Annotated in this window: 18 protein-coding genes; 5 read left to right on the top strand and 13 right to left on the bottom strand. The window is 44.3% G+C overall.

The genetic code is table 11. The features are described 5' to 3' along the window. The 13 genes from JEY82_RS16720 to JEY82_RS16660 all read right to left on the bottom strand — a co-directional run. Positions 1–1,052: hypothetical protein (locus tag JEY82_RS16720; protein ID WP_304087713.1), on the bottom strand; the 1,052-nt coding region annotated here is incomplete at its 3' end. Positions 1,053–1,224: 172 nt separating this feature from the next. Then, a complete protein-coding gene (locus JEY82_RS16715) occupies positions 1,225–1,887 on the bottom strand; it encodes a hypothetical protein (protein WP_304087711.1) in 663 nt (220 codons plus the stop codon). Further along, entirely contained in the window at positions 1,887–2,393 is a 507-nt protein-coding gene (locus tag JEY82_RS16710) for a hypothetical protein (RefSeq protein ID WP_304087710.1), read from the bottom strand. The genes JEY82_RS16715 and JEY82_RS16710 overlap by 1 nt, the downstream gene beginning before the upstream one ends. Continuing rightward, complete coding sequence (locus JEY82_RS16705; protein ID WP_304087708.1) at positions 2,390–4,483, bottom strand: hypothetical protein; 2,094 nt, start codon at positions 4,481–4,483, stop codon at positions 2,390–2,392. The genes JEY82_RS16710 and JEY82_RS16705 overlap by 4 nt, the downstream gene beginning before the upstream one ends. A 2-nt stretch (positions 4,484–4,485) precedes the next feature. Beyond that, entirely contained in the window at positions 4,486–5,079 is a 594-nt protein-coding gene (locus JEY82_RS16700) for a hypothetical protein (protein WP_304087706.1), read from the bottom strand. A 157-nt stretch (positions 5,080–5,236) separates the two neighbouring features. Continuing rightward, entirely contained in the window at positions 5,237–5,614 is a 378-nt protein-coding gene (locus JEY82_RS16695; RefSeq protein ID WP_304087704.1) for a hypothetical protein, read from the bottom strand. A 17-nt stretch (positions 5,615–5,631) separates the two neighbouring features. Continuing rightward, positions 5,632–7,701 (bottom strand): RHS repeat-associated core domain-containing protein, encoded by a 2,070-nt coding sequence (locus JEY82_RS16690; protein WP_304087702.1) that lies wholly within the window; start codon positions 7,699–7,701, stop codon positions 5,632–5,634. Positions 7,702–7,938: 237 nt separating this feature from the next. After that, entirely contained in the window at positions 7,939–8,211 is a 273-nt protein-coding gene (locus tag JEY82_RS16685; RefSeq protein WP_304087700.1) for a hypothetical protein, read from the bottom strand. Between the two features lie 15 nt (positions 8,212–8,226). Beyond that, positions 8,227–8,619, bottom strand: coding sequence for a Bbp16 family capsid cement protein (locus JEY82_RS16680; protein WP_304087699.1), 393 nt, complete (start codon positions 8,617–8,619; stop codon positions 8,227–8,229). Between the two features lie 49 nt (positions 8,620–8,668). Beyond that, positions 8,669–9,637, bottom strand: a complete 969-nt coding sequence (locus JEY82_RS16675; protein ID WP_092160667.1) for a major capsid protein — start codon at positions 9,635–9,637, stop codon at positions 8,669–8,671. Between the two features lie 105 nt (positions 9,638–9,742). Continuing rightward, the gene (locus tag JEY82_RS16670) at positions 9,743–10,375 is read right to left on the bottom strand and encodes an endoprotease (RefSeq protein ID WP_304087697.1); all 633 of its coding nucleotides are present in this window, start codon (positions 10,373–10,375) and stop codon (positions 9,743–9,745) included. Beyond that, positions 10,368–10,706 (bottom strand): hypothetical protein, encoded by a 339-nt coding sequence (locus JEY82_RS16665; protein ID WP_304087695.1) that lies wholly within the window; start codon positions 10,704–10,706, stop codon positions 10,368–10,370. The genes JEY82_RS16670 and JEY82_RS16665 overlap by 8 nt, the downstream gene beginning before the upstream one ends. Positions 10,707–10,926: 220 nt before the next feature. Then, on the bottom strand, positions 10,927–11,580 hold the full coding sequence (locus JEY82_RS16660; RefSeq protein ID WP_304087693.1) for a hemolysin III family protein: 654 nt from the start codon (positions 11,578–11,580) through the stop codon (positions 10,927–10,929). 264 nt (positions 11,581–11,844) lie between these two features. Between JEY82_RS16660 and JEY82_RS16655 the strand changes: the two genes are divergently transcribed. The 5 genes from JEY82_RS16655 (at position 11,845) to JEY82_RS16635 (ending at position 17,396) form a co-directional block, all read left to right on the top strand. Next, positions 11,845–13,551: a Na+/H+ antiporter NhaC family protein gene (locus JEY82_RS16655; RefSeq protein WP_304087691.1), complete on the top strand. Its 1,707-nt coding sequence runs from the start codon at positions 11,845–11,847 to the stop codon at positions 13,549–13,551. Between the two features lie 148 nt (positions 13,552–13,699). Further along, positions 13,700–14,311 carry a TetR/AcrR family transcriptional regulator gene (locus JEY82_RS16650; protein WP_304087689.1) on the top strand — a complete coding sequence of 204 codons (612 nt, stop codon included), beginning with the start codon at positions 13,700–13,702 and terminating at the stop codon, positions 14,309–14,311. Between the two features lies 1 nt (position 14,312). Then, positions 14,313–15,350, top strand: a complete 1,038-nt coding sequence (locus JEY82_RS16645) for an HlyD family secretion protein (RefSeq protein WP_304087687.1) — start codon at positions 14,313–14,315, stop codon at positions 15,348–15,350. Further along, complete coding sequence (locus JEY82_RS16640; protein WP_304087685.1) at positions 15,343–16,257, top strand: ABC transporter ATP-binding protein; 915 nt, start codon at positions 15,343–15,345, stop codon at positions 16,255–16,257. Before JEY82_RS16645 ends, JEY82_RS16640 begins: the two co-directional genes overlap by 8 nt. Beyond that, positions 16,254–17,396, top strand: coding sequence for an ABC transporter permease (locus tag JEY82_RS16635; RefSeq protein WP_304087683.1), 1,143 nt, complete (start codon positions 16,254–16,256; stop codon positions 17,394–17,396). Before JEY82_RS16640 ends, JEY82_RS16635 begins: the two co-directional genes overlap by 4 nt.

The raw sequence follows: 17,396 nt of genomic DNA, 5'->3' as shown, positions 1-17,396 counted from the left end.
ACCTCAACTTCCATTTTACCACTGACAATCTGTTTTGCGTTAGTTGCTCCAACAGAATAAGCCGGAGGCTGAATTCCATCTGCATCTATAACCGCACCGGGCCATCCGGAGGAATCATCTGCAAAAACAACAGTCGGGCCGTCATTAACCAAAACATCTTTGACCAAAAGCTGATGAATCGCTGACTCGGAATAGATTTCTCCGCGCCTGCGTCTGACGACTTTAACAGAATGAGCGGTATCAACATCCACTATTCCAAGAGTCCAGATCACTACGGAACCGACAAGATAGGCAGAACCGAAACCCTCCACATCAATCTCATAGCTCGTTAAAGAATCTGCTACATAATCAGCAATACTTATTTCAACAGTTGAACATTCAGTAGCGCTGACCGGACCTGTTAAAATCGGTGTTTTGCTCCTGAGATTAGCAATCTCCCCCCATGCTATAGCCTCGGCTTCATCTTTCGCAGTTTCCGCTGCGGTCTGCGCTGTCTCAGCTCCTATTCTGGCGGATTCGGCGGCACCCCGTGCGGTTTCTGATTCACTGCGAGCTGTTTCAGCTCCTGTTCGCGCAACTGTGGCAGCATCACGAAACGAGACCACATTACTCATAAATTCCTGCGGCATAAGCTGTTCTTCCGCCGGAGTAGAAATGTCATATTTCAACGCCCTTGCGATCTGCTCCTGCAATTGCTGATCACGCATAACTCCACGGTCGAAAGCTTCATTAAGCAATTCTGCGGAAAAAGGATCGTTATCAACAAGTTCAAGTTCCTGAGAATAAGAAATTTCCCTGTAAAAAGTTATACTGCAACCAGCTTGCAAAGGGGTTCCGGAAACTGGATACATCGCTCTGCCACCCGAATCATTTCCAGCTTCAGAAACAAGCTTAAAATCACTTCCTGCGACCAGCTCTCTTTCTATGCCGGAACTATCTCGGACAACTGCCGCAAGATCTTCTTCCTTGAAAATCCTGAAATTAAAATCGAATAAATTTTGAATGCCATCACCCGCAAAAGTGATGTTGTTGCTACTTGAAACCACTGTCATAAGTTTTCTCCTCAAAAAGTTACTGAAATATAAAACCATTGCCTTATACTTTCAGTTTAATTTGAAGGCCGGACATGAAACAGCCGACTCAGGTCCGGGCAACAAAAAAAGTCGAACGAATTCATTTTGAACTCGTCCGACTTTTGTCATCTATTTAAAAACTTAAAAAAGATTAGCCAAGCAAGCTCGTAAGATTTTGTCCAGCCTTATCAACAAGAGAAGAACCAAGGCCGTCTACCTTTTTCCCATAAACATGGTCAGATTGCTTTTTATCAAGAATGGCACTGCTGGTTCCCGACCATACAGCCATATCCCCTTGTGATAGATATCTGCTTGCCGAAATACCTGCCTGATATTTTACAATTTCCGCATCATAACGGGCCTGCCTGATTGTATCTTCTTTAACATCAACAACCGAACCGGAATCAAGACGCACCCCTTTATAACCTCCAAGAGAATGCTCTCTGCGATATAATTCGCGGCGCAAAGTTGCCAACTTGATTTCAGCATCTTTCCGGATAAGCTGTGCTTCTTTATAACTGCTGTCGCGACTGTATACTCCGCGTTGCATATTGTTAATATTTTGCAGTTCTGCCATTTGTGAGTTGTATGCAGCCTCTCTCTGAGAGTTTCCACTATCAAAAACAGACTTTCCGAAATCGGTCATCATACCAATTCCGGCTTGTGCATTAAAACCACCTCCCGCAACCTGTACCGCAGAACTTGCGGCTTGACCGACTGCCGCCCCACCGCCGCCTCCGCCACCACTGCTTAAAGCACCGCCAACGACGCTTGCCGCCATAGAGCCAACTGCCAGCATTGTTCCTGTTGCCATTATCTATCTCCATTTTTATTTAATTTTGTTCCGGCTGTTCGCGTTGCCCGGTAATAAAGGTCACGGCCGAGTTTTATTTTTTCACCATAAAATTTAAAACCACACCAACGATGCCAAAGGATACTTTTCCTATTTTGAGTGCATACAAATGTTTCAAAAACAGGAAATTCCTTTTGCAACATTTCCAAAAGTGACAACGAAGCTCTTGCGAACGGCATCGTTTTTTTATCAACATTTTTTGTTCCAACTACCCAAGGAGTTCCAGTTCCTGAAACAGCTCCGGGAATTACTCCGAAAACGGCATAAGGATTTTCGCCCAGATAAAGAGCATACACGAGTTTAGACTTTTCAACGTCCCTCATGATGACCTCAAACACTGAACTGTCGGCACTTAATCCCTCAATATCCTGTCGATCACTCTGCCGAATTTCTTCTGCTATGAATTCAATATGCGAAACTGTAGGAACACCAAGAGTAAGATTACATCCCTTAGGCAGCCTACTCATGAATATACCGAAACTTGAGGAATAAGAGCCAGTACGGTCAACGGTAAGGGTTGATCCTGCCGAATATAAATCTGACCGTCACGGTCATAACCGCGATTGAATTTAACTTCATAATCTCCATCAAAAAGCGATGGCGGCCCTCCAATTTTATCTGCGGAAGTACGGAAAGGCGTGCGCTCCAAATTGTCTTTATCGTACCCCACCTGCAAGCCGAGCGACTGAAACAGACGCACCGTCACATGAGATATCCTTTTCATGCTTCCCTGCGCAGTACCGGTCATTGATCCGCCCTCTATGCGCAAAGTTTTGAGATTTGAAGTATAAGGAAGCCCCGCATGCACAACCTTCGCAGGGGAAGCCAGTGTGATGCGCCCTTTTTCAATCACAACATCAGGACGTACAGCACCGTCCGCAAGAATAGAGACTTTCTTACCTTCAAGATGATCAAGCCCCGTAAACACAGTATCAGCAACGTCCTGATCATAACTAAGCCCGGAATCCACAAAAAAAGCGCTAACGGAATCTTCACCGTTAAACTGTTCTTCCATTCGCTCGATATAACTACGATTTACACCTTCAACCTCCCGTTCCACCACGCACCACAACTCTTCCTGCGAGACTCCCGGAATCACGCACACAGAACGGAATTTACCATCTGTAACATGCCTGTGGTAACCGACAACTTCGTGCTCGCGTTGATAAGTAAGTCCCAAAAGAGCGCCATCATCCCGAATCATCCAGACGATGGAATCAGGGGACTGTTGATATGCCCACTCGGTAATGGTATTGGACCGGGTCAAATGTTCAGCCAAAATGGTAAGGTCGGGAGCAACGTAACCGTCAGCTTCAAATGAATATGAAAGTTCGCGAATCGTTTTTCCTTCGCGTTGCAGAAAAATCATGATGCCGCCGACAACAACAGGTGGAATAGCTGCTGATCCGTGAGTTGTCTCACGTCGGACCATCACGGAATTAGGAGTTACAGAATCAGCACTGCCACCACCGGAAAGCCACCATTCTCCGCCGGATGTTCCCATTATAAGTTTCTTGGAACTGACCATCCAACGAATAGCATTCACCTGATCAGCGGATAACGTATAAGTGCAGGCATCGTCGTCCACCACAGGAGCCGAAACTCCAAAATTCTCATAAGCCCCGCTTTTGCTCATCCAGACCGTTTGCGGATTTGCAGGGCTTGCGGCAAAACATAAACGCTCCTCAAAAAACGTCACGCACGAAGGAAATCCTTTCTCGCTGTTCCACTCGGCAGGCGGCGATAAAAAAGGCACAAGTTTCACCGTCCAATCGACATGAGATGTTCTGGAAAGTTTATAAGGCTGAACCTCAGGATGCACGAGATACATAACGTCTGCGGATTGAGTAAACCGAATTTTTTCCAAATCACTCTCAGTATACGGGGTGGGAACCTCGACGGGTTCGCCATCTGCGTCCACAACAATGCCGCTATCCTTATAAATTCTGACATTGTTGTCGGTAAATTCAAGGACATAAGCCTGCTCCGTGGAAAATTCAAAAGGAATAAGCCGCGCCTTCGGACCTATTTCCCGCACATAAACCGACTCAACTTTACCAATGAAATCCACATCCGCACGAATGGAGATTAAACCGGATTCTCCAGCTTCAAGGCGCGACACAAACAGACCGTCAGCAGAGGCTGAATCACTGACTCCTCCCGCTGCGGAAATAATCTGAACTGAACCACCAGTACAATTTGAGATTTTAAATCCGAACTCATACGTACGCCCCGCAATCAGACCGATATCACGACTGAGAATCGTAGAAACGCTTTGCGTTCCATCACAGGATGCTGCTGAATCTGAAACAGCCCACCCTGCGCCGATTGTCCAACCGTCCGCAGAATCAAAACATCCTTGCACCATTAAATCCCGCCCGATAACTTCGCGGATGAAACGGAAACCGGTTCTGCGTGATGCTCCGCCATGCGGGTGAGTGTACATATTTTCAAGTACAGCCAGCCCGTTTGAATATTTTGCGAGATCAACCCTCCCCCCGAGACGAGGTGAAAGTTCCCCGGCGCTGAAATTGGTCATTATTAATGATACTGACACGGCTACGCCCTCCACACGGGTGAATCAAGACCATGTATTCCGCGAGCTTCAAGCCACGGATCATTCAAAATCTCATCCTCACGCCCTTCAGAGGAATCCGCCAGTCTGGCGGACTGCATTGCATTCAAATAAAGCGTCCACATCTCTCTGGCTTTGGAAGATGACCCAGTGATATCGTCCGCCATTTCTGCGGCAAGACGTGCGGAAAAAGCCATCACAAACGAAGAGTCAAAAAGTACCGGATTGCTGACTTTGCTGGTGTAAATGGCGGAAGCTCCATCTATATTTGTAAGGATTTTATCACCTTCAACAACGAATTCATCATCGGCCCGGCTTAGTTGGCGCAGATGAAGACAATCCACCGGTACCTGATACTGAAAAGAAAAACCGAAGGCCGGTCCCTGTGCAAGCTTAGCCAGTCTGCAACGGCATGTTGCAAAATTCCAAGGATGATCCCGCAAAACCGCGTCACGAACCTGCTCATAAAATAGATTACAAGTCACGGCCTCCTGTGAACTGTCGCTGAGCGATTCAATAAGCCTTGCTCCAAGTTTTCTAAGCGCAAGATTACAAATTTTAACTTCTGAAATTGCCACGTAAATTCTCCTGTCTTTGTTATGGTTACAATTCAATTAATGAATCCCCTACAAAGTCAGGATAAAAGATAGGGCGGACATGAATAAGCCGAGTCAGGTCCGGGGGGTGTTTTTTTTTGATAAAAAAATGCCCCGACCGAAGTCGGGGCTGATATGGTTAGTTGTCTTCCTTTTTTTCTGAACGTTTTTCCGCTACGTTTTTTAAGCTGGGATGCCGTTCATAAAAACCATCCAAAGGCTCTAGCTGAATTTTGCATTTAGGGCATATTGAGTCGGGAACAGGGCTACCTTTTATGAAAGTTGTTTCACACTTGGGGCAAATAGTATTTTCATAAAAAATAATCTTCGAGGGATCTTTCGATTGTTTGTAAAATAAGTTGTATAAAATAATTATGACACCTCCAAAAGCAATTACCCATCGCGCAGGCTCATTTAGTGGAAAACCTCTAAATGAAGGAATTATTCCATAAGGCTGAGGCGTTGCTACCGATATGCATAGTAGTCCAATGGCGATGCATATTACTTTAATTGTCATATAACTGCCCGTTTAATTTAGTCATTTTTTATTGCGCGATGTAACTTTTCTATATATTCAACAGCCATTACCGTTCCAGACGCGGCAAGACCTCCAAGAGACGGAGTCGGAGGAGTCGAGGGATTCAGACTTGTAACATAATCTGTTAAGTTTTTCCGCCCGATTTTTGTAAGTTTTTTGTTAGAAGCAATTGTTTTATCAATTTTCCTGTCTACCCTAATTGCTGTTTTCAGCGACTTATCCTTAACTTTTTCGAGAACTTTCTTCCCAGCCTTGTCTGCTCTTCGAGCAATTGTTTTTGATTGCTTTAATGCCATTTTTCCCGTGGAAAAAGCCATTTTTCCAAGAGCTGCCCCTGTAGCAGTGGTCCCTATAAGTCCAGCGCCTGCAATTGCAGCAGGAATTGCGACTAAGCCTAAAGTCGTATTTCGCAATTCCTTATTATTTTTAAATTCATCTACAGTTTTCCCAACAGCCTCACCCGCTGCATCTGCCCCCTTATCAAGAGCTTCTACCGCAGCCTTTCCACCTTCGGTAGTAGCTTTTTTGATACCCTTAATGCTTTTTTCCGCTGCCCCTTCAAGTCCTTTCGGGATTGCAGTTGAAGCTTTACGTAATCCTGCGATTATTTTTGAAAAAGCTCCTTCTTTCTTTTCTTCACTCTCCCCAGCCAACCCCGTCCGATCATGAAAATTAATAGGATCGTCGAGGCAGTAACCATAAACATCCACATCCCCGCCAGCTAAACCTATTGGGTCGGGAGTTATGAACCTTCCGATGGTAGGGTCGTATTCACGATATCCCAAATGTACGAGTCCGGTATCTTTGTCTATCAGTCCCGCGGCGAATCCTAAACATACATCCAGACCGGCTCCGCTATCGAGCAATGCATTCCCAAACGAATCATATATAATCCGCTTTACATCATAACCTCTTTCGTCCGCAACCATGAAGATTGTCCCGACTTGATTTGTAGCAAAAAGAAAGGAGCTTCCTTCAAAAGTCATGCTGACAGGATCGCCTTCTTCGTTATAGGTAAATACTTTTGGGTGTAATCCCTCCCAGTCTGTCACGGCAACCAGCGTAGTCAAATCCTGCCAGAGATATTTTTCTACAACCTTGCCGTTGATAGATTTCGCAATTCTCCGCCCCAGAGGATCAGAGGTATATTCGATTCTTCGTCCGTCCGGTAAACGAACTTCGTGAAGCGGGCCGGACTCTAAATACGAGTAACGAGTTACTTGTCCAAGATCAGTTTTCATGATCATGCGGCCTTGGTTGTCGTACATATATTTTACTTCGCCAGCTTGCAGGAGTTGCATATTCTGGCCGTACTTAAATAATCTTGGTTTTGTCTGCCGAGTTTCCGCGAATAAACGTTCTCCGTTTTTTCCGTACTGATAATGTTCGATGACAACGTTATCGCAGAGAACTTTGCTGAGTCTGCCACCGTTGTCGTATTCATATTCACGTTCAATCGGCTCTGGATCAAGAACTATGCCCGTGTATATGATTCTGCCGTTCTCATCTCGTTCAGTGGCGAGTAGTGAAAATTCTTCTTCCGAATTCGGAATCATGAACCATTTTGTTTGATATGATTCGACAGCTTCAACATCCACGGAATCCCTTTTATGTTCATCATAAATATGTTCGCCCGTACCTGTTTCAGGTTGACGGGGCTGATTTCTTGCGACTTCTGCGAGTAGTTCCTGCCCGTATTGAGTGTTTCTCAAATCTTTAACAAGCGGCAGTTCTGGATTTTCAGAAATAAACTTAGCGTAGAGATTACGCTTGGTTTTCTTAAGATATTCTTTTTCGTATTCCATCTCTCTAAGCTTACTTTCCCACAAAGCTTTGCGTTCAGGGGACATCATGCTTGGATACATGCGTTCATGGGCTGGAAATTCTTTTAGGCAATAATAGGGGCTGTCCATTTCTTCCGGCCCCTCAAGAATAGAATTCGGAACAACATCGTACATCATTTCCAGAATGTCTTCGGGAGGTAGCGAGTTTTTGTACAGACGAACATTGATTGGAATATCCTTTCCTTCTTTCTCTCTTAATTTGTAACCACCGGGGTAAATCATATTTCATCTCCATTTGCTTTTGTGATTGCCTCGCAAAATACAGACCTATTCTGAATTTTGGCGACAATCGTTTGCCTTAATAAGCAGAGGATAACGAACAAGCCGGACATGAATAAGCCGAGTCAGGTCCGGCTTGATAATTTTATAAATAAAAAACCCCCGGAATAAATTCCGGGGGCGAAAGGTTTACCTGAATAACTTAAGGCTACTAGCAAAAGTAGTTATATATTTATTTCCCTATAAATCTGCCTCTTTCATCAGTTTGCGCAATTTAGGTAAACTATCTTTCGGGGAAAAAGCGATTCCGAAATCTTTAAGCTTATCTATAAGCTCATCTCTTTCACTTTTAATGCCGCTGTCAGCAAAGTTACCGGAACCGCCGTCTACTTTTTTGAAATGAGCAGGAACGATCGCAGCGTCACCGAAATCAGCCTCATCTCCGCTGTTGAAGCGCTGGAATACGCCCTGCGGATTCCTTGCGTAACAATTCTCTTTACAAATATATTTCAAAATAATCTCTTTGAGCTATACGTTGGTCTGATCATCCAGAATCACATAGCCGCTGATTTTACCGGAAGTTGCATCACTTCCGCCAACGGTGAAAGAAAGCCTTACATAAGCTTTATGCTTCACAGGGAGAGACGGAAGCGGAAAACTGTAGCCTTTAATCAGGCTTGCAACCGGAATAGGACCGGATTCAAAAACGGTATCATAAAGTCCGAAGGTGTCATTTTCAGATCCCTGCAATGCGATTCTCAAATCTGTGAGCCCCGCAAAATCTTCACCATCCACGAAGACTTTAATTTTAACATTGTTACCGCTACCGCAATCTTCACCGACATAAATAACATTTTCAGAAATGGTATTTCCGGTTATTGCCTGTTCTTCGCCAAAACAAAGTTCATTATCCAAATACATATGAATCTCCTTAAAATTTTATCAGTTTAAAACCCGAACGGCTCAGTAGCTAAGCAATGATTGCAGACTCAGTATTGAGAATAGAATCAACTCTGCGAATCGGACAGCCCCAGAAGGTTGTCACAGGCTTACCTTCCCAGTTCTCTGTTTTAAGCATGACATTATTTTTGTCGGAGGCTTCAATATCAAGCTGAGTTTTGATGGTCTGGTTGCAATAAATTACAGTTTTACCCATGTTTGTGTTGGGTATTTTGTTCAAAGCCTGAATCAGCGCATGGCGTAAAGATTCGGTGCCGAAATTAGTGGTATCAATGGAAGCGACACGCATTACATAGCGCCAGTCGCGGACAACAAGGCCCGGAGTCCACTTGAAATGGGTACGGAGTCCCTGATATTTACCGCCGTTTGCATCTTCGAGAGTAACCTCGCCAAGATCCTTATGAGTCAAGCCGCCGGTGCTGCCTTTAGGGAAGGTGAAATGAACAGTCTGATCGGACCAGCACACAATCCATATTGAAGTGCAGTTATCGCCTGTTCCACCGAAATTGACTACATTATCGTGTTCGAGATTGCTGAAACGGGGAGAAAGTCCCAGATATTTTTCAGGCTCAAGCGCGGTGTCACCGTAGACAAAAGTATCTGCAAATTCCTGATTCATTGCTTCGAGGAACGCTCGCTCTTCTGAAATACGGAAGGTGGAAGTATTACCATTGAGTTCAGACAACGCCTTGTCCATTTCCGCATAAGATTCCAGCATACCGCAGGTATCATCAACCTGTTTTGTGCGGGATTTGCTGGGTTTAATACCGTAGTTAAGCTTACGCCAGCTTACAGTCGGCAGATCAGTACGAACGGTCGTTCTGTGACCGGTCGGCAGATTGCCTTCAACCCATGCGGCATCTTCGAGAATTTCGTTAGTCTGTGAAAGTGTTTCCACGACAGCAGCGACATCGCCGCTTGGATCAACACGTGTAGACCATTCTGCAAGAGTAAGTGCGTTGTTACCAATAGTTCCCATAAAAAATCTCCTTGAAATCGGCCTTCTGGAGGCTCTAATTTAAAGGCGCTTTAAGCGTTCAGAATATATAATTAATCGCTGACAGCGAACAATTATCAATAAAAATTAAACAGGCTGATTAGGATAAAGAATTTCTCCGATTGTTTTCTTCCTTCCTGTCGGCTTCGGGCTGTCCACATAAGAATCTTCAGACATGCGCATCCCGATTCCGTGAAACGCTTTAACAACCTCTGGATGATTATTGTAACCTGAATTTTTGATCATGTTTACAAGCTCAGGTGAGGCAAAAGCCTTCATTGCTTTGTTTGCAACACTCACATTCTGTCTGAAAGCATTACCCTGCCAGCCGGGAAGTGAATTTATCTGCTCAGCCCACTTATAAATCTGCTGTTCGTGATCCTGCCTTCTTGCCACTTCAAGCTTGTTATTAAAATCAACCAGCTTTTGTGCCATTTCGCCAGTCACACCGTTTTCACGGGCAAAATCTCTAAAATGCTTATCAATATGGGACGGTATTTCTACTCCTTCCCCATAATTTATTTCATAATCAGCCGGGTCAACTTGCGGGGCAGAACGAAGAGTCGGCTCACCTTCCTTAATTTCACCTTCACGGTTTCGCTGATTTTCATCTTCCGCGTCATCACCGCCAAGAATTGATGGCAATTCCTTTGCCTGTTCGTTACCATCTACAGGGGTTGTTCCCGCCTGCGATTCTTCAGGTGCAACGTCATCACTCATTTTTCTTATCCTCCTCGTTCCTCAGTTTTTCTGCACGGTCACGAATAATTGAAAGATAGATTTCCTCATCTGCCGTAACAACAGGAGCAAGTACATTTTCAACTACAAAATCATGAACAGCCACATTCCGATAAATGTCTGCTTCTTTGGAATAAAGAATTGCGTTGACTCCGCCCTGCTCAAGCATAAAAGTAAAAATACGCTTGCCGTGCGGTGAACCGAAAGTAGCTTTAACATCCGCCAGAAACTGTTCAGTTAATCTGCGATGCTCTTTTTTAATACTTTCCGCTTCCAGATGTTCATCTTCCAAAAATTCAGCTTCCATTGTCATTCGTTCTATTCCTCCTGTGAGGGGAAACTTGTATTGTTCCTCCCCCCTACAAGACATAGAATATGCAATAGCCCGGACATGAAACAGCCGACTCAGGTCCGGGGGGCAACTTTTTTTAAATTAATTTGAACTTTTGGGAAATGTAGCTAAGAAAAAGAACACAAGACAAGACTATAGGGCAGGATAGAAACCAATAAATCGCTAATAAAACAAACTATTATTAACTCATACGAGAAAGATATTCATACATAACCCAGAAATGACAAAAACTTCCTGCCATAACAAAAAGGTGAAATATTTCATGGAATCCCAGAATACCGGGCCAAGGGTCAGGACGTTTAAGTGCATAAATGACAGCACCTATGGAATATAAAATTCCGCCGGCCAAAAGCCAGAATAACGCTCCGGTCTGCAAAGCCTGTATAAGAGGCCAGATGCCAATAATAGCCGCCCATCCCATAGCAAGATAAAATCCGGTTGAAAGCCAGCGTGGAGCATGTAGCCAAAAAAGTTTAGTAACTATTCCACCTACAGCCATAGCCCACACACAGCCGAATATAGACCAGCCCCACACACCTTTCAGCCCAATAAGACAAATAGGTGTGTAAGTGGCAGCGATATAAATAAAGATCATGCTATGATCTATTTTCCGCAAATACCGTATTCCCGTTTCGGAAAGAGGGAGCCAATGATAAAGCGTACTTGCCAGATACAACAAAATCATTCCCACGCCGAAAACTGAAAAAGTAACCACGTGCATTACATTGATAGGATCAATTGAAATATCAAGAAGCACCTTCAATCCAACTATTGCAAGACAAAAGCCTATAAAATGAGTCAAACCGTTCATTGGATCACGAATATACCGAAGCATAACTTACCTATTCCTGAATTTTAAGAATTTGGAACAAACTTTATATTGTTAATATCTATTAAAAAAAAACGACGCAATCAATATTAGAAGATTGAAAGCATTCCTTCTATATGACAAGCGATCATTGATATTTTCATTATTCCATAATTTTAGCTCTAAAAACAAAGCTAAATCCCTGCAAGTTTGCTTTTGCAACAAATATCTTGTAATTGCTACAGCGCCGTTTTTACCAAATGGCAATAAATTTCATAGGGGAAATCTTGTATGCGATATTTACGAGGGATTTTTTTACTGTTTACTTTAGTCCTGCTATTTTGTCAGCCCGCGCTTGCTGCGGACTCCAGCTTAGGTCCTGTCAATGCTGCTAGATTCGGGATGCTCACACTCATTCCGCCTTTCGTTGCCATCGTTCTAGCTTTTATCACCAAAAACGTTATTCTTTCATTACTGCTGGGTGTTTTCTCAGGAGCATTCATGCTCGAATCCAAAGGATTCAACATCTACAACGGATTTGTTGACGGTTTTCTCAGACTTTCCAACGAAATTCTTATGTCCCTCGCTGACCCGTGGAATGCGGGTATCATCCTGCAGTGTCTTGCCATCGGCGGACTTATCGCGCTCGTTTCTAAAATGGGCGGAGCAAAAGCGATTGCTGATGCTCTCGCTAAAAAGGCAAAAAGCCCAAGAAGCTCACAGTTTGTTACGTGGCTGCTCGGTCTTCTTATTTTCTTTGATGACTACGCAAACTCACTGACAGTAGGTCCGATAATGCGTCCTGTCACAGACAAAATGAAAGTCTCCAGAGAAAAACTTGCCTTTATTATTGATGCAACAGCCGCTCCAATCGCAGGTATCGCTCTTATTTCCACATGGGTTGCATATGAAGTCGGCCTTATTCGCGACGGCCTTCAGGGAATAGGCTACGACCTGAATGCTTACGGTGTATTCGTTGAAACTGTTCCTTACAGATTTTATAACATTTTAATTCTGGTCTTCATTCTCGCCACCATCTGGTTCATGAGAGAATTCGGCCCTATGTATAAAGCTGAGCACCGCGCACGTACTACCGGAAAAGTGCTATCTGATACCGCCAAGCCCATGGTTGCCGATGAAGCAACAGAATTAAAGCCTGATCCAAATATTATTCCCAGCATATGGGATGCAATTATTCCTATCGGAACCCTCATTGTAGCAGCTTTCTTAGGTTTCTATTTTAACGGATATAATTCAATCATGGACGGAGATAATGCAAAACTTATCTCAATACTTAAAGACACTCCGACCAGCTTTGTTGCAATCCGCGAAGCATTCGGTGCCTCTGACGCCTCCGTTGTTTTATTCCAAGCTGCACTTGTAGCCGGAATTGTCGCGCTTGCACTAGCTATCGGTAAAAAGATCTTAAAAGTAGATGATGCCATTTCCACATGGGTTCAGGGTGTTAAATCTCTCAATATCACAGCAGTCATTCTTCTGCTGGCATGGTCACTTTCCGGCATCATTAAAGAGCTTGGTACAGCTGCATATCTGGTAAGCATCCTATCTGACACCATCCCGATATTCCTGCTGCCTTCCATCATCTTTGTAATGGGGTCCATAATATCCTTTGCAACCGGTACTTCTTACGGAACCATGGGAATCCTGATGCCGCTGTGTATTCCGCTGGCATATGCTCTCTCACCTGATCAATCATACGTCATCCTAAATATCGGTTCGGTACTTACCGGAGCAATCTTCGGTGACCATTGCTCCCCGATTTCAGACACAACAATTCTGTCATCAATGGGGTCGGCATGTGACCATATCGATCACACCAAAACCCAGATATTCTACGCAATTCCTGTTGCACTTATATCTATTGTATTCGGCTACATTCCTGCCGGACTTGGAATGCCGTTGTTTATAATACTACCGATGTCCATTCTGGCAGTATTTGCAACCGTACGCTTTCTGGGCAAGCCTGTATCAAACTAATCATCAGCCACAAATAACTCCCGAAACGCCCCTTGGTCTTATGATCAAGGGGCGTTTTTTTATTTTAAATAAATTAAAAACATATCAATTGACGATTTTCATTTGCTAATGTTAAAGTGAATTCACTTTCACATAACAGGAGCATATTTTGAGCAAAAGAATGGACAGAAACACACGTCGCGAACAAATTGCCGAAGCAGCACTCGAACTTGCCGCTAAAAGCATTTCAGCCATCACAGTAGAAAATGTTGCGAAAGCGTGCAAAATAGTTCCATCCGCATTATACAGACATTACCGGAATAAAGATGAAATATTTGATGGATTGCGGGAACTTGTACGTAACAAATTAATCCAAAATGCGACTATTGCTGCCAAAGAAGAAACCAGCCCTATCGCTATTCTAAAAAATCTTGCGCTTAGACATGCAGACCTTCTTTATAAATATCCCGGAATTCCAAGGCTAATGTTCTCCGATAAAATCACAGGCAAGAAATCACTGAGGCGAAAAGCCTTTCTCACTGTTATGACAGAATATCGCGAGGCCGCAGCATCAATCGCTGAAAAAGGACAAAAAACTGGTGAAATAAGATCAGACATCGAACCGCAAGATGTAGTGTTTATGTTATTAGGAACCGTTGTTCCTCCATCCTTCCTATTTCATCTTTCAGATGGTGATTATGATCCCAGACCTCAAATACGGAAAAATCTTCTTTTATTTGAAGACGCTGTTAAAAACAGAAACATTTCGGAGGAATCCTGAAATGAAATCAACCTTTACTTCCGCCCCACTGATAATCCTGACCCTAATAACAAGCCTGATGCTTTCCGCCTGTACAAATGAAGAAAATTTTCTTTGGCAGGGTTATATTGAGGGCGACTTTGTCTATGTTTCATCTCCCCTCGGCGGACAGCTTGATGAAATTAACGTTGAAAAAGGGCAACAGATAACGGCAAATCAAACCTTGTTTATACTTGAAAGAAATTTCGAAAAAGCCGGAGTAGATGAAGCTTCCGAAAATCTGGACAAAGCTCTCAATGATCTTGCCGATAAACGCAAAGGACGCAGACCGTCTGAAATAGCCTCTATCAAAGCGAGACTTAAAAAGGCAAAAGCAGCAGAATCTCTGGCGGCAACCGAATATAAGCGCAGAGCCGATCTTTATAGATCACGAACCATTTCCGAAGAAGAACGGGACAAATCACGGTCGGACTATCAACAGGCGACCCAGCAGGTTCACGAAATAACTTCACAACTAACCACGGCAACGCTCGGCTCGCGCTCTGATGAAATAAAAGCGGCTGAATCCGCTGTTGAAGCCGCAAAAGCCAGGCTTGTTCAAGCCCACTGGAATTATGACCAAAAAGAGCAAATAGCCCCGCGCACTGGTTTGATTTTTGACACCATAAGATACAAAGGCGAATGGATTCCGGCAGGTAAACCTGTTCTTTCCATTCTGCCACCGGAAAACCGCAAAGTAAGATTCTATGTACCTGAACCGATCGTCGGAGGATTCACTGTTGGCGAAGAATTATTCCTTAACTACGACGGGCTAAAAGAACCTGTGCGAATAAAATTGACCTACATTTCTCCTCAGTCAGAGTATACGCCGCCTGTTATTTACTCCAGCCAGAGCAGAGCAAAACTTGTATTCATGCTGGAAGCTTACCCTTCGCTAAAGGATGCGCTGCTTCTTAAACCGGGCCAGCCTGTAGATGTCAGCCGTGACATAAAATATTTTGATCATAAAATTGGACTTATCGACACCATCAAGTCTTTTTTCAGAGGCAGCAATGGATGATCAGACTGTCATAGACGTAAAGGGCGTAACCAAAATTTTCGGGAAACGCACTGTGGTTGACGCGCTGGATATGAATGTCAAAAAAGGCGAGATATTCGGTTTTCTCGGCCCTAACGGTTCCGGCAAGACGACCTTTATCCGTATGCTCTGCGGTCTGTTACGCCCGGACGCAGGTTCCGGCACATGCCTTGGGTATGACATTTTAACCGAGCCCGATTTGATCAAACCCAATGTGGGCTACATGGCTCAAAAATTCAGCTTATACGGAGATCTGACAGTCCGTGAAAATCTTGATTTTCTAGCAAGAGCCTACCAGCTTCCGAACCGCAACAAGCTCATTAATGAGGCCATAGATCGCATGGGCCTCGGCAAATTCAGCAACCAGCTTGCGGACAGTCTTTCAGGCGGATGGAAACAGCGGTTAGCTTTAACGGGATGTACATTGCACGGCCCTAAACTACTGCTTCTTGATGAACCGACTGCGGGAGTTGATCCTTCCGCGCGCCGGGATTTCTGGGATGAAGTGCATAACCTTGCCGCGCAGGGAATAACAGCCCTCATAAGTACTCATTATATGGATGAAGCCGAACGCTGTCACAGACTGGCATACATTGCCTACGGCCATCTTTTAGCTAAAGGGACACTTGAAGAATTAATCACACAATCCGGCTTGCATACATGGACTTTAAAGGGACCGCGTCTTAACGAAATGACTCCGCTTCTGCGAGCCACAGATGGGATTGATCAAGTTGTAGCCTTCGGAAACACCCTGCATATCAGTGGTCGGGATGAATCCATAATTGAAAAAGGTATCCGTGCGGTAACTGAACCTGAAAACAATTTCGGACCGTCAGAAACCAGCTTGGAAGAAGTTTTCATAGACCTCATGCAAGGGAAAACGCCATGAAAGCTCTAAAACTTTTCTCCTTCAAACGATTCAGGGCGATAGCTGGTAAAGAATTCATTCAGATGCGCCGTGACAGACTCACCTTCGCAATGATGATCGGCATTCCGCTCATCCAGCTGATTCTTTTCGGCTATGCTATAAATTCCGATCCGCGCCATCTACCGCTGGCCATACTTTCCGGTGATAACAGTCAATATTCGCGCGCCATTGTCTCAGGCATGCAAACAAGTACCTATTTTGACGTGGATAGATTCATAAATTCAAGAGCCGAGGCGAATCGGTTACTGGAACTTGGCGAGATTCAATTCGTGCTAACCATTCCTGAACAGTTCGGACAAAAAATTGAGCGAGGCGAACGCCCTACGCTGCTGCTTGAAGCAGATGCAACCGACCCTATGGCAACGGGCAATGCTGTAAACTCCATGAAAGAAATCGTGAATCGAGCCATGGAACGAGAGCTGAAAGGCTCTTTAAGTTACCTGCTGCCGGATAAATCTCCGGTCGATTTACGAATTCACGCAAATTACAACCCTGAAGCCATAAGCCAGTATAACATTGTGCCGGGTCTCATGGGAGTAATCCTCACCCTGACTCTTTCCATGATCACTTCTCTGGCAATAACAAGGGAGCGCGAACGCGGAACAATGGAAAATCTGCTAACAACTCCGGTTCGCCCACTCGAAGTTATGCTTGGAAAGATCATTCCCTACGTCATGGTCGGCTATATTCAAGTTATGCTGATCATGATTGCTTCAATCTTTCTGTTCAACGTACCGATTAACGGCAACCCTGTGATTATTTTTTTGTACTCGTCAATTTTCATTGCCGCGAATCTGACTGTAGGTGTCACAATCTCTACCGTTGCCAAAAACCAGCTTCAAGCCGTGCAGATGTCCATATTCTTTTTTCTGCCGTCTCTATTGCTGTCGGGATTTATGTTCCCATTCAGAGGAATGCCGCAATGGGCGCAAACACTGGGATCATTGCTACCGCTCACGCACTATCTAAGGCTAGTGCGCGGGGTATTGCTTAAAGGCAGTGGATGGGTGGAATCAACTCACCACCTGTGGCCCATCATTATTTTCTGGCTGATAGTTCTTGTGGTGGGACTTAAGAGATATAGGGAGACGCTGGATTAA

Source organism: Maridesulfovibrio ferrireducens, from assembly GCF_016342405.1.
GTDB lineage: Bacteria > Desulfobacterota > Desulfovibrionia > Desulfovibrionales > Desulfovibrionaceae > Maridesulfovibrio > Maridesulfovibrio ferrireducens_A.
This window is presented reverse-complemented; position numbering and strand designations above follow the sequence as displayed.